Origin of the sequence: Endozoicomonas atrinae (genome assembly GCF_001647025.1) — a bacterium.
GTDB lineage: Bacteria > Pseudomonadota > Gammaproteobacteria > Pseudomonadales > Endozoicomonadaceae > Endozoicomonas > Endozoicomonas atrinae.
Window position 1 is genome coordinate 14,285 of record NZ_LUKQ02000061.1, and the last position, 14,311, is coordinate 28,595.

At 49.4% G+C, this 14,311-nt stretch carries 11 protein-coding genes; 9 read left to right on the forward strand and 2 right to left on the reverse strand.

Annotation, left to right across the window (positions count from 1 at the left end; genetic code table 11):
• The first annotated feature begins 376 nt into the window (after nt 1-376).
• From rsxA to AK963_RS10845, 7 genes are all read left to right on the forward strand, one after another.
• Nucleotides 377-961 (forward strand): electron transport complex subunit RsxA, encoded by a 585-nt coding sequence (rsxA, locus tag AK963_RS10815; RefSeq protein ID WP_020581588.1) that lies wholly within the window; start codon nt 377-379, stop codon nt 959-961.
• A gap of 71 nt (nt 962-1,032) precedes the next feature.
• Nucleotides 1,033-1,623, forward strand: a complete 591-nt coding sequence (gene rsxB, locus AK963_RS10820; RefSeq protein ID WP_066015463.1) for an electron transport complex subunit RsxB — start codon at nt 1,033-1,035, stop codon at nt 1,621-1,623.
• A complete protein-coding gene (rsxC, locus tag AK963_RS10825) occupies nt 1,620-4,262 on the forward strand; it encodes an electron transport complex subunit RsxC (RefSeq protein ID WP_083232582.1) in 2,643 nt (880 codons plus the stop codon). The genes rsxB and rsxC overlap by 4 nt, the downstream gene beginning before the upstream one ends.
• A 56-nt stretch (nt 4,263-4,318) precedes the next feature.
• Nucleotides 4,319-5,401 (forward strand): electron transport complex subunit RsxD, encoded by a 1,083-nt coding sequence (gene rsxD, locus AK963_RS10830; protein ID WP_066015464.1) that lies wholly within the window; start codon nt 4,319-4,321, stop codon nt 5,399-5,401.
• Between the two features lie 3 nt (nt 5,402-5,404).
• On the forward strand, nt 5,405-6,121 hold the full coding sequence (gene rsxG / locus AK963_RS10835; protein ID WP_066015465.1) for an electron transport complex subunit RsxG: 717 nt from the start codon (nt 5,405-5,407) through the stop codon (nt 6,119-6,121).
• Complete coding sequence (locus AK963_RS10840) at nt 6,111-6,836, forward strand: electron transport complex subunit E (protein WP_066015466.1); 726 nt, start codon at nt 6,111-6,113, stop codon at nt 6,834-6,836. Before rsxG ends, AK963_RS10840 begins: the two co-directional genes overlap by 11 nt.
• A 131-nt stretch (nt 6,837-6,967) precedes the next feature.
• Nucleotides 6,968-8,251: a hypothetical protein gene (locus AK963_RS10845; protein ID WP_066015467.1), complete on the forward strand. Its 1,284-nt coding sequence runs from the start codon at nt 6,968-6,970 to the stop codon at nt 8,249-8,251.
• A gap of 390 nt (nt 8,252-8,641) precedes the next feature.
• Here AK963_RS10845 and AK963_RS10850 read toward each other — a convergent pair whose 3' ends face one another.
• On the reverse strand, nt 8,642-9,181 hold the full coding sequence (locus AK963_RS10850) for a YfiR family protein (RefSeq protein ID WP_066015468.1): 540 nt from the start codon (nt 9,179-9,181) through the stop codon (nt 8,642-8,644).
• Between the two features lie 12 nt (nt 9,182-9,193).
• Nucleotides 9,194-11,278: a TonB-dependent receptor plug domain-containing protein gene (locus tag AK963_RS10855; RefSeq protein ID WP_066015469.1), complete on the reverse strand. Its 2,085-nt coding sequence runs from the start codon at nt 11,276-11,278 to the stop codon at nt 9,194-9,196.
• Between the two features lie 179 nt (nt 11,279-11,457).
• Here AK963_RS10855 and AK963_RS10860 point away from each other — a divergent pair, with 179 nt between their 5' ends.
• A complete protein-coding gene (locus tag AK963_RS10860) occupies nt 11,458-12,084 on the forward strand; it encodes a TetR/AcrR family transcriptional regulator (protein ID WP_066015470.1) in 627 nt (208 codons plus the stop codon).
• Nucleotides 12,085-12,179: 95 nt separating this feature from the next.
• Complete coding sequence (locus tag AK963_RS10865) at nt 12,180-14,201, forward strand: molybdopterin-dependent oxidoreductase (RefSeq protein ID WP_238593695.1); 2,022 nt, start codon at nt 12,180-12,182, stop codon at nt 14,199-14,201.
• The last annotated feature ends 110 nt before the right edge of the window (nt 14,202-14,311 follow it).

Sequence of the window (14,311 nt, forward strand, 5' to 3'; positions counted from 1 at the left end):
GTGAACCCGGGTATCTGTATTTAATGAACAGATAGTTAAGATAGTTGATCTAAAAAGGCTTATTTATGAGGAAATAGCATGCATTGTTTGTGATTCGGTAACCTTCAACTTCATTACAGGCATCACTACATGCATCCTGCCTGTTGTGGCGTTATAATCCCCGCCTCCTGAGCCAGGGCTGTTCAATTAAAACCTGATGAGTCTTCCGGAAAAAGCACCCAAATCGGTTACCGGCTTATCGTTATTCGATTTGCGTCTTTAAACGTCATTTATCTGCTTTTTCCAGGAATATATACTTGACGCCTTCCATCAGGTATCCAACCGCATTTTTGATCGGCCGGCTCTTTAAAAGTCAGGCATTGCAGCAGGGAAACCAATGAGCGAACTGATACTGATTCTGGTCAGCGCCATACTGGTCAACAACTTTGTACTGGTCCAATTCCTTGGACTCTGCCCCTTTATGGGCGTTTCCAACAAACTGGAATCGGCCATGGGCATGTCAATGGCCACCACCTTTGTGCTCACACTGGCCTCTATCTGCAGCTATTTAACGTACAAGTACATCCTGCTGCCACTGAACCTGGAATTTCTGAAGACTATCTCATTCATTCTGGTGATTGCCGTGGTGGTGCAGTTCACCGAGATGGTGGTGCGCAAAACCAGCCCACTGCTGCATAAGGTGCTGGGCGTATTCCTGCCACTGATCACCACCAACTGTGCAGTCCTTGGGGTTGCCCTGCTAAACACCAACCGTATGGACAGTTCACTGGTGGATTCGGCCACCTACGGTTTTGGGGCTGCGGCCGGCTTTTCCCTGGTACTGGTGCTGTTTTCTGCCATGCGTGAGCGCATCGCTGCTGCGGATGTACCAACACCATTCAGAGGGGCAGCCATTGGTATGATCAGCGCAGGCCTGATGTCACTGGCTTTTATGGGATTCACCGGGCTGATTAAACTGTGAGCGCAGGATTTCGAGCAATGATGAGAAATGCCAGACGACATAAAAAGCTGAAGGAGCGGTTGCGCTAGTCCATGGAAATTGTTCTTTACGCCATTGGAGCCCTTCTGGCTCTCGCCCTGATTTTCGGGGCCATTCTCGGTTTTGCTTCTATCCGCTTCAAGGTGGAAGGCAACCCGATTGTTGACCAGATTAATGAAATTCTGCCTCAGACCCAGTGCGGTCAGTGTGGCTATCCCGGCTGTCGCCCTTATGCCGAAGCCATTGCTAATGGTGATGCTATTAATAAGTGCCCTCCCGGTGGCCAGGCAACCATCAACACGCTGGCTGACCTGCTGGATGTCGAGCCTGAGCCGCTGGATGCTGAGCATGGGCAGGAGTCGGTCACGAAAGTTGCGTTTATCCGGGAAGCAGAGTGCATCGGCTGTACCAAGTGCATTCAGGCCTGCCCTGTAGACGCTATTCTTGGTGCTGCCAAACAGATGCATACGGTTATCTCTGATGAGTGCACCGGCTGCGACCTCTGTGTTGAGCCCTGCCCCGTTGACTGTATCGAAATGCGCCCTGTGGATATCACGGTCAGAACATGGAGCTGGGAGTTGCCCCAGCCGAATCACACAAAGGCAGGTTTGATTGCCACTGATCGCAGGGGGCAGACCGTATGAACGCAATAGCAAAAAGCCCAGCCCCTCAACACGTAGACACCCAAAGCCATGTTTCCAGGAGCCAGGTGATCGCAAGTTCTGAACGTAAAATCTGGCCGCTGACCGGCGGGGTTCACCCGGAAGAAAACAAGCATCAGTCAACCGGCTGCCCTGTCAGTGTTCCGCCTCTGCCTAAAACACTGGTTCTGCCATTATCTCAGCACGCAGGTGCACCTGCTGATCCGGTTATCAGCGTTGGGGACCAAGTACTCAAAGGTCAGATGATTGCCAAAGCGTCCGGCTTTGTCAGCGCCGCTTTGCATGCACCCACCTCGGGCATTATTACGGCCATTGAGAACCGCCCAATTCCTCACGCCTCAGGCATGTATGACCTGTGCATCATTCTGGACACCGATGGGCAGGATCAATGGTGTGAACTGGATCCAGTAGCGGATTATCGTCAGCTGTCGTCTGAAGAGCTGGTAGAGAAAGTTCGTAATGCCGGTATCAGTGGCATGGGTGGCGCGGGTTTCCCAACCGCCATCAAACTGGCTCCCAACACAACAATCAACACGCTGATTCTCAATGGTACGGAGTGTGAACCCTATATTACCGCTGACGATATGCTCATGCGGGAAAAGGCGGAGGCGGTTATTCAGGGAGCAGAAATCCTTCAATACATGCTGGGTGCCCAAGAGTGCCTGATCGGTATTGAAGACAATAAACCGGAAGCCATCGCTGCGATGCGAAAAGCAGCGGCCGGTAAGAATATAGACATCGTCGTTTTTCCAACCATCTACCCTTCCGGTGGTGAAAAGCAGCTGATCCAGGTCCTTACCGGTCATGAGGTGCCTTCGGGAAAACTACCCGCTGATCTGGGTATGGTGGTCCAGAACGTGGGAACCGCCGTTGCGGTCAAAGAAGCCATTCTCGAAGGCAAGCCGCTGATCTCTCGCATCACCACCCTCACCGGCGATGCACTGGCAGCGCCACAAAATGTAGATGTATTAATCGGTACACTGGCGGAAGACCTGCTGCACTATGCTGCGCTGAAAGAGGCCGAGTTATCGACACTGGTGTTTGGCGGCCCCATGATGGGCTTCAGTGTGGACCGCCTGGATATCCCGGTAATCAAAACATCAAACTGCCTGATTGCCGCGACTCAGGATGAGTTTCCAGACGCACCGGATGCCCAGGCCTGTATCCGTTGTGGGCATTGTGCAGAAGCGTGTCCATCGTCATTGCTGCCTCAACAGCTTTACTGGCATGCCAAGGCTGAGAACCATGAGCAGCTTATGCACCACAATCTGTTTGACTGCATTGAGTGTGGTGCCTGCTCTTTCGTCTGCCCATCGTCTATTCCACTGGTTCAGTATTACCGGGCATCCAAAGGAGCTATTCGAACCCAGGAAGCCAAACATGCCAAATCCGAGCGCTCTAAACAGCGCTACGAAGATCGCCTGGCCCGACTGGAACAGGAAAAAGCAGAGAAAGAAGCCAAACGTAAAGCCAATGCCGAGCGGGCTGCAAAACTGAAGGCCGCCAAGGCAGCAGAAAACACCGAGAGCGATGCCAAAGCAGAAGAAGACCCAATTCAGGCCGCCATCGCCCGGGCAAAAGCACGCAAGGCAGCTGCTGCAGGGTCCTCGGAGTCTACACCTGCCAGACAAGAGTCTTCAGCGGGAAATAGAAAGCCTTCAGCGCCCAATCAGCAGCTTTCCGCCAAACAGAAAGAACTGAAAGTTCAGCTATCCATGGCCAAAGCCCAGGCCAAAAAGACGGAAAGAGCACTTGCTGCTGCCGAAGCCTCTGGCAATGGGGATATTGAACAGCTGAAGTCTAACCTTCGGATGTTGAATGATCAGGTCTCCAAGCTTCAGCAGTCATTTGACGAAAGCACTCAATCTGATACTGCTAATGACAGTAATACAGACAAACCCGCCAAATCAGCCAAACCGGTACTCTCTGACGATGAGAAGAAACGCAAGGTTGAACTGGCCATGGCCAAAGCTGCTTTGAAAAAAGCAGAGCGAGCACTGGCAGAAGCGGTTGAAAGCAACAATGAGAGCACAGAGTCTTTTCAGCAAGCCGTCGATGAGTGTCAGGCGAAAATCAAGAGCCTTGAAGTTGTCGCTTCAGCCCCTCCGGCAGAAACGGCGATAACCCCTTCCGCTGATGAAAAACCATCGGCAAAAAAGGCCAAGGCTCCGTTAAGTGACGAAGCCAAGAAGCTGAAAATCGAGTCAGCCATGGCCAATGCAGCCGTTAAAAAGCTTCAGCGAGCCATCACCAGAGCCAGTGACGATGAGCTGGAGACACTGCAACAGCAACTGGTGGAAGCCCAGCAAAAAGCAGCTGAAATGCAGCAGGCGCTGGATAATCTTACCAACGGCAATGTAGCAGAAGCAGCAGTAGAGCCTTCAGCCAGCGAAACACCCTCTGCAGATGTAAGTCCGTCCGTTAAAAAGACCAAAGCCCCATTAAGCGATGAAGCCAAGAAGCTGAAAATCGAGTCGGCCATGGCCAATGCTGCGGTGAAAAAGCTTCAGCGGGCGATCGACAGTGCCGGTGACGATGAACTGGATACGCTGAAACAACAGCTGGCGGAAGCAGAGCAAAAGGCGGCAGACATGAAACAGGCTCTGGAGACACTTTCATGACCAGCAGCCTTGAGCTAAATAAGCACGAGAAAGACACACAAGAGCGGAATCGTTGAATGGCTTTGATTAACAGCAGATCATCCATCAGCCAGAGGGGAAGAGAGACCTCACCCCACACGCTGGGACAAAACAGCACTCAGCGAGTCATGAATCTGGTGATCATGGCCACCATCCCCGGCCTGATTGCACAAACGGTCTTTTTTGGCTGGGGCACACTGATCAATGTTCTCTGGTGCTCCCTGATCGCAATGGGCTGTGAAGCGGCAGTGGTATCACTGCGCAAACGCTCCGTGAGCTTCTATCTGAGTGATTGCAGCGCCCTGGTAACCGGTTTACTGCTGGGGCTGGCACTGCCACCTTTTGCTCCCTGGTGGCTGTCACTGGTCGCTGTATCCTTCGGTATGGTCATAGGCAAACACCTCTATGGAGGCCTGGGTCAGAACCCCTTTAACCCGGCCATGCTGGGCTATGTTCTGGTACTGATTTCGTTTCCACAGGAGATGATCACCTGGCTGCCACCACTGGGGCTGGAAGGCCATAACAACAGTCTGACCGATGCACTGTTCACCATTTTCCCCCTGGGACAGGGTGTCAGTGTTGATGCCATCAGCATGGCCACACCACTGGATGTGTTGAGGGAAAACAAGAGTCTGACCATCAATGAACTGTGGGAAGCCAACCCGGTATTTGATGGACTGGCCGGTCGTGGCTGGATGTGGGTTAACCTGGCCTACCTGGCCGGCGGTGTCTTTCTTATCTGGCGGAAAGTATTCACCTGGCATGCCCCTGTGGGAATGCTGGCCGCCATTGCAGTGATGGCTACCCTCTTCTGGAGTGGAACAGGATCGGACAGCCATGGTTCCCCACTGTTCCATCTGCTCAGTGGTGCCACCATGCTGGGTGCATTTTTCATCATTACGGATCCGGTCAGCGGTGCAACCAGTAACCGTGGACGCCTGATTTTTGGTGCGGGTGTCGGCGTAATGGTGTACGTGATCCGTGCCTGGGGTGGTTATCCAGACGGTGTCGCCTTTGCTACGTTGCTGATGAATATGGCAGCCCCCACCATTGACTATTACACCCAGCCACGCACGTATGGCCATCGCAAGGCCAATAAAGGCCTGCCAAAGAAGGACTGAATCATGAGTGACGGCCAGATTCCTTTAAAAGACACAACCGACAGCAAGACTCCCGGCGGGAGTGGCCTGCTTCAGAGCATTTTTCGCAATAGCCTTGGCCTTGGCCTGTTTGCCGTATTTACCGTAGGCCTGATTTCCATTACCTGGATCCTGACTCAGGAGCGAATAGAAACACAGGTTCGTGCCTATGAAGCCAAAGCACTGATGGAGATTTTACCGGCAGACACTCACGACAATGTGCTTGTTGATTCCAAAATTGTTCTGGAGCCATCCCGTTTGCTCTCAAGCCAGGATCAACGCGAAGCCTATATTGCCCTGAATGATGGGGAGGTCTCTGCTGTCATTCTGCCCGTCACCGCACCTGACGGTTATAGTGGGCGAATTGAGCTTCTGGTTGGCATCAACCGCAATGGCACACTGGCAGGCGTCAGGGCCATTACTCACAAAGAAACTCCCGGGCTTGGCGACAAGATCAACACCAATGTCACCGACTGGATTCTCGGCTTTGCCGGCAAATCGTTGAGCAACCCTGCAGGCGAAGGCTGGGGCGTGAAAAAAGACGGCGGTGAATTTGACCAGTTTACCGGTGCCACCATAACCCCTAGGGCGGTTGTTGCCGCAGTGTACCGTGCACTTCAATACTTTGAGGCAAATCGCAATCTATTACTGGATCCGCTCAGGATGACCGGAGTCCGCGAGGAGATTCAAAATGACGAATGAAACATCTCCCACAAGTCAGGCCGCAAAGATTGCCCTGGACGGTCTCTGGAAAAACAACCCGGCACTGGTTCAGCTGTTAGGCCTGTGCCCATTGCTGGGGGTTTCAAGCAGCGTTGTCAATGCGCTTGGTCTCGGCATTGCCACCATGCTGGTTGTGATGGGATCCAACGTTGCCGTCTCTCTTATACGACATCAGGTAACGGATGCCATTCGCCTGCCGGTGTTTGTGATGATTATTGCGTCATTCACCACCTGTATCGAACTCCTGATGCAGGCCTATACCTATGAGCTCTACCGGATACTGGGTATTTTTATTCCGTTGATTGTGACCAACTGCATTATCCTGGGTCGAGCCGATGCCTTTGCCTCCAGAAACCCTGTATTGCCAGCCGCTTTTGATGGTTTGATGATGGGCACCGGCTTTGCCGTGATTCTGGTATTGCTGGGCGCTCTGCGGGAACTGATTGGTCAGGGTACCCTGTTCTCCGGCATGGATCTGCTGCTGGGACCTGTTGCCGCTGACTGGACCATTACAGTGATTCCCAACTATAAGCAGTTCCTCTTTGCCATTCTGCCTCCTGGCGCCTTTGTCTTTATGGGCTTTCTGATTGCGATTAAAAATATTATTGATCGTCGCCTGGAAGAGAGAAGGAAAAATAGGGAGCCAGTAACACCAAAAGGAACCAAGCGGGTAAGGGTTACAGGTAATGTTTAGTAACTCTTAAAGCCTGTTTAGGAACTTCTTCCCTGAACACCTGTCTGTTAAATCAAATCCGCCTGCATCAGTAGAGCTATTTTGATTTAACAGGTACAGGCATTCGTTATACCAGAGGAAAAAGTTCTACAATGCTTACCACTTCTTTGCCTACGGCCTCACTTTCACAGTCACATACAATACCAACAGGCTCAGAGAAGACTGGTGGAGAATTTAAAGCAAGCACATCAACTAAGCCTTCTGAACTGACACCATTCCAAAAGTGCATTCTGACCAACCAGCCCTTCATTCTAAACGCAGTCCAGCTTGAGAGGGTTATAACCGGTGTCTTTGGAAAAACTCAGCCTGAAGCCCTGCAATGGATACCAGACGATTTTGACGCGCTGCCAGAGCTGGAAAAGTCTGAACGCCTAACTGACATTGTTAAGCAACTTGATGTCAGTTTCCACAAAAGTCCCATTCACAGAGAAGAGCAGGGAAAAATAGTAGAACGATGGGAGGCCGATGAACAAATTGCAGCAATTGGAAACCTGAGTGAAACATCAAGAGGACAGCTGAGATCAGCACTTGAATCCTTAAAACTTTCTGAGGCAGAACCCTTGGAATTTACCGAGCAAACAACTCTTATTTTTCCAGGTGCCGCCATTCCCAGAATGCATCTTCGTCCTGAGTTCGCTATTACCCAGAACAGTGATAATAAATCTCCCGCACACCTGATTTGCACTGGTTCTTCAAGGCCTTTGAAGGATATCGATCAGCTTCAGAACCCTGAAAACAACCTAAAGCTGCATAAGCGTATAGGTGAGCTTGTCAAACAGTTTGAGAGTGACCTCAAGCACTCTGCAACAGAAGCTCATGCTCAAATGGCCCTTATGGATAGGCTCCGCACTGATAACCCGGATTGTTTTCTAAACAAACAAACAGTTTATGTAACTTATACCGGAGACGTTCACTACTATAAACAGTCTCTGCAGGAAAATGGCGAATATACGCTGGACAGAGATAATACCTGCGAAGGCAGGCCAAACACCGAAGCAACGATGGTGTCTGTATTAAATGCGTTAGAGCAACTGCCTGGAGCTACTTCTGGTAATATCGTTCTAGTCAGCAATCAGCCTCATACACGTACTCAGCAACTTGCAGCCGAACGTGCAGTTGCCAATAGACCTGGAAACTGTTGCTGTAGCCCGATCACTATCCGTGCCTGTGGTGATCAGGCTTCCCTCGAGAGTCCAAAGGATCTATTCCTTGCAATCGACTCTGTCAGAAAGTCAATTCAGTTGTTAAACCCTAATTATTATGTGATAACCAATTTGGCTCGAGACCCGGAATGCAAACTGTTTAAATCTGAGCACCCTGGCGAATGGGAACTGGTTAAATCTGAGCAGGCGATCTCTCCTGAACGGCTGATTTAAGACATTATTCACAGGGAGCTGCCTATCTTCCTCTAGCTGAAGCTGCTTGCCGGGAAAAGCCTGCAACGCAGCAGTCTATTTGAATTTTAGGTATTGAAAGCCTCTGGGGTTAAAACCACGAAATCCTGCAGGACAAAATCAAGGGCTGAGCAGGCTGATCAATGCCGTTCTGAATAAATAGTCCGAAGTAATTCTCTGAGTATCGCGCTACTTACAAGTGACAAAGCACAAAAATGAAACAGTGGACACTTCATCAGGCAATTGATGCCATCTTGACACCGCTGCGATCATCTTTGCTTATTGAGTGTTTGATTTAACGTGAGCAAGAATCACCAGAACCCGGAATAAACAGAAGATAAAGCGAACTTTCTTTGATGTGATGCTTGTGAACTACTGAATGACTTTAGCGAGACTCAGTAATTGAGACTTAACCAGTAAACCAGCATCTTTAACTGCATTGATGTTCACCGCAAAGCGGACTTTATCATTTTCTGTATAAAGCCCAATCATGCCTCCAACACGGGCAAACGCTTCACTGTCACCAATGGTCAAAACTGGCCACTCTTCTAAATTTTTCAGTACCAGTTTGAGCTCATTATCATCAAGGTTGCGAATATAGAGAGCATCACAATGATTTTTCAAGTCGGCTCCCAGCTTGTAATCATTTACTGTAATCCTGCTCTTCTTGCTATCCTGGCTGGCAATTTCGTCCAGCAGCTTTGAAAGCTGAGTGGATCCAATAGTGCAAAGCTTCAAAGCTGAGGGCCTTTCAGGCCAAACTACAAAATGCATTATTTTATAAGCAACAATCGCCCTTACCCGCACCTCATCCACTTTTGGAGTAGCTAAAGTCAGCTCAGCACAGAATAGCAAAACCACACAACAGCCTTGCCAGAAAGATTTCAGGAATATTCCGGTTCTCTTGCCCATCTTACCGTAGACCTAGAATTTCCACTGAACCTGTGCGTACCAGGACTCTTCGACCTCTGTCGCCACAAGACCCGTAAAATACTCGTTAAACTCCAGTCGTGATGATTCGAAAATGTTTTTCCCAACCAGAAAGAACTCAAGCTCCTCGTTAAACTGATGAGCAAGCTGCATATCGAGAGCGGCATACGCATCGACATCAGCACTTTTATTTTTTCCAACATAACGAACCCAGGTATCCAGCCTCCAGTTGCTGGAAAGATCCATCATAGAGCGCACATTGGCCAATACTTCCGCACTGAGCCCTTCAACAAGGGACTCGGTCTGACGACTGAAATCCTGCTCGTCAAGTCGAGTGGCATCAACTTGTAACAGGGTGATATCTGACTTTATTCGCCACCAGTCGGTTGCGGACCAATCAAGAGCCAGCTCAAGACCATAGGTGATCGCATCAAGCCCATTTTCTAAGGTAGCTGGAAGGAAGTGGTAAGGCTGAGGTGGAATATTTTCTGCGCACACGGCTCCATACAGATTTGTCCCATCAGGACAAACCGTACTGCTCACTAAACTATGCAGTCCTCTATAATCATTAACAAAAGCTGCTAAATCAACACTTAATGAGTTGGTGACCTGCTGCCGAAACCCGAGTTCATAAGCGGTGAGCTTTTCCGAGTTCAAGTCCTGATTACGGCCAAGACTAAGGTAGGTATTCGGTAATGGTAAGTCAGGATCATCAATCAAATAAACGCCATTTACATCCGCCTTTCGCTCAGATATAGAAGGTGTTCTCACCGCCTTGGAGACTTTAGCCCACGCAGTTGTTCGATCGTTCATCTTCCAGGCAATACTGGCATTGGGTTGAAAGGCATAGCCAGTGTCCGTGTGGTGCTCAAGGCGGGAACTCAGGGTTAAGTGCCATTCAGGGTTCAGCATAATTTCGTCCTGGATAAAGGCGCTGTATAAACGCTCAATTGGCTTCTCTTCATTAACAACAACAAAATTCATATCCTTGAGCTTGTACCAGCTGGACCGGTAACCAACCCCCCAGATAATCTCCTGCTTTTCCGTCAACTGAAAGCGATGCTGCGTCTCAATATCAATGGTATCTCTGGCAGCAGCAATTCGATAATCCGTGTTCTCGTATCGGTCATAATACCCTTTGAGAGTGAAGTCTCCTTGATCACTGGTCTTACGCTTCCAGCTACCAGTAATATGACCGCCTTTTTGTTCCTTCGTTTTATCATTAAAGGGGACTTTTGCTAACTGATTACTATCGAAGATATTCAGTGGTGGCTGAACCTGACCATCAAAAACAGCGGCATCGACGGATAAAAAGTCATCTTCACTCTTTTGCCATTCCGCTCTGAAGCCTGCCCGATTGATATACCAGTCATCAGCAGCATCACTGCCATCACTGTTCAGAAATCCATCTCGTTTAAAGGACTTAAAGAAAGCCCGGTAATGGGCCTCCTCTGACAGATGTCCTCCATAACGGTAACTGCCATAAAATCTTTCTGCGGTACCAGCTCCCAAGGTGAGAAGGCTGCCCTGGGTTTCATTTGCAGACTTGGTAATGATATTGATTATCCCGTTTACAGCGTTCGCTCCCCAAAGAGCAGCTCCTGGTCCCCTGATCACCTCTATCCGGTCAATATCTTCCATCAGGGTATCCTGAACATCCCAGTTTACGCCGGAATATTCAGGGGTATAGAGAGTCCTTCCATCCATCATGACCAGAAGTTTATTGGCAAACACATAATTAAACCCCCGGGCACTGATCGACCAGGTATTACTGTTCATCTGGGCAACCTGAACTCCCGGTACCATCCTCAGGGCATCCGGAATGGTTTTCGCCCCTGAACGACGGATATCTTCCTGAGTGACCACATAAACGGCGGCAGCTGAATCCATCAGTCGCTGCTTTTTTCTGGAAACTGAAGTAACCTCCAGCGTCATCACCTCTTCAAGGCTAAGCGACAACAACTCTTCATTGGAGAGCTCATCACCGCGAAAATCGTCTGTTACCAGTTCAGCCATTAACGAAGAGGCTGAGAGTGTTAAAGTCGCTGCCAGCAGCGCTGAAGTTACCTGAGGTTTCACATTCCGCTCCCTGGAAAGTTCACCAAGTTTTCCGTTTTATGCCTTTATGGCATCCCAAAAAATAGGCTTATCCTGCTTATGAGTCGGCCATATTCCCTGAACCATAACCTTGTTCACAGCATTTACCTGTTAGAGAATGGCCACCATGCCCATAGCCAGCCAGATAAGGATGTTTTCCCTTGCGCAAAGATACCCAACTCACCCGCCAAAAGCTGGTTGATGCAGCAGAAAAGCTGTTTGCCGAGAAAGGTCTGGAAAGCACCAGTCTGTTTGATGTTCTAAAAGCCTCTGGCGTCAAAAACCGGAGCGCCCTTCAGTACCACTTCAAGGATAAAGCAGGGTTGATTAATGCTGTTCTGAACAAGCATTCCGGGGTCATCGCTGAATACCGCTCCACCCTCATTGATCAGCTGCAGAAAGAGGAGCAGTGGACATTGCATCAGGCAGTAGATGTCATCGTGGCACCACTGGCTGAGAAGTTGAGCCCGGAGTCCGGCGGTAGAGAATTTTTAAAAATTCACAGTCAACTGATGGTTTCAGAACAATACAGCCAGCTGCGTCTGCAACGTCCCGAACTTCGAGCTGAAGCCAGGCGCATACAATCCCTGCTGGCGCCTTTTGTAAAAGATATCTCTGAGCAATCAATCCACGCCCGATTCGCCCTGATTGACTGCCTGCTGATACATGGCCTTGCCCGTTATTTCTATACAGAGGAAGCGGTTAGCCGACAGTTTTTTCACCAGACACTGGTGCAAAGCATCGTGGATATTATTTCCCAACCCGAGCCCAAATTTAATAACATTTGATTAAATATACCAAGATGCTTATGATCCCTGATTAATAACAAATGATTAATCAGCAGATACCTGCTGCCTATAAGAGCAATAAGAGACCAGCAGTCATGAGCAGCACCCATTATCGTACCTGCCATCTGTGCGAAACCATGTGTGGTATCGCCGTGGAATACGAGGGAGATAAAATCCTTTCTATCAAAGGTGACCCCAATGATGTCCTGAGTGAAGGAAATATCTGTGCAAAAGCGACCGGGCTACAGGATGTTCATACCGACCCGGATCGTTTAAAACAGCCTCTCAGGAAGGTTAATGGCGAATGGCAGGAGGTGTCATGGGAAGAAGCCCTTGATTACGCTGCTGAACAGGTGGTAAACACACAAAGTCAGTATGGAAAAGACGCCGTTGGTTCCTATTGTGGTCGCAGCACTGCCCATAATGTTGGCGCTCTTCTGGGGGTAGCACCTTTAAGAAAAATCCTTGGTTCAAAAAACATCTACACCGGCTCCACCGTTGACCAGATGCCCCACAATTTTGTCTGGCACTTTATGCTTGGTCATCAGTTCTTCGGCACAGTTCCAGATATTAACCGTACCCACTATTACCTGATGCTGGGAACCAACCCCAGAGTATCCAATGGTGCCATGATGTCGACCGGCGCCAACCCCCAGCGCAAGTTTGTTGATATCCATAAACGGGGTGGAAAAACGGTACTAATGGATCCACGGAGGAATGAGTCTGTATCACACGTCAGCGAACATCATTTTATCCGTCCGAATACCGATGCCCTGTTCTTGATAGGACTTATCAAAACCATTTTTGCCAAAGGTCTGGCCACACCTAGCAGACTTGGCTCTCATATCAAAGGCTGGGAAATTACTGAACACCTGTTTGATGATTTTGAGATCGCTGATATTGCCGAGGTGACAGGAGTCCCCGTAGATGTGATTGAAAGACTGGCCGTGGAATTTGCCACTGCAGAATCGGCCATCTGTTATGGCCGTACCGGGGTATCCATGGTGGAGTTCGGCGGGCTTTGCCAGTGGCTGATGCAGGTTGTTAATGTGATCACCGGTAATATGGATGAACCTGGTGGCATGATGTTCCCAAATACTGCCATTGACTCCCTATCCCTTTCAGAAAGCAGTTGGGACCGCTACCGCAGCCGGGTCAGTGGGCGGCCAGAGTTCAGCAGCGAGCTGCCGCTGTGTGTACTGGCTGAAGAAATAACAACACCAGGAGAGGGCCAAATACGGGGATTGATTGCAATTGGAGGTAACCCTGCCCTTTCCATGGCCAATGGCAAAGGGCTTGAGGAAGCATTTGATCAGTTGGATTTCATGGTATCCATCGACCCCTACCTGAATGAAACCACCCGCCATGCGGACGTTATCCTTCCCCCTGTAGGCCCTTTTGAAAAAAGTCATTACGACATGTATTACCATCTGTACGACACGATCAACTGGGCCAAATACTCTCCCCGGCTGTTTAAACCAGAAGGAGAGGGATTTACCGACTTCGAAATACTCCGTGAGCTTTTTTCAAGAATCCTGAAGCTAAGGGCTGGTAACCCACTTTCAACAGCATTCGTGCATACAGTGACAAGTCTGGTCAAAAAAGTAATTACTCCGGAAAGGATCATTGATCTTGGCCTTCGTTTTGGCCCTTATGGGCCAGGCCTTAATCCATTTAAGAAAGATGCACTGACACTGCAGAAACTTAAAGACAATCCTGGTGGCGTATTTCTGGGAGACCTTGAACGCTGCCTGCCTGAGCGACTGTTTACCAAAGATAAGAAAATTGATCTTGCCCCGGAGATTCTGGTCAGCGATTTACCCAGACTGAAAGCCCGGTTTATTGACCCACTGAAACAGGGCTCCTCCAAAGACAGCTCCGAATACGACCTGATGATTATCAGTCGACTTACCAGCCGTACTCTGGGCTGGATGCACAACAGCAATCGTCTGGTTAAAGGAAAATCAGTATGCCATTTACTGATCCACCCTGAAGACGCTGCAGCCCGGGGGATCACTCAGGAAAGTACAGTATCCGTTAGCTCTGTTGTTGGTTCCATCGAACTTCCCGTAGAGATCACTGAAAACATTATGCCTGGTGTGTCATCACCGGCGTAAAAAGTCCTCAAAACACCAGTCCAAAATGACCTGTCGTTAAGTATAGCTTTTTGGGGTGGTCTGCAAGTCTGATAGTTCCAGAAAGTTAAATATTTTACTAAGCTGACTCT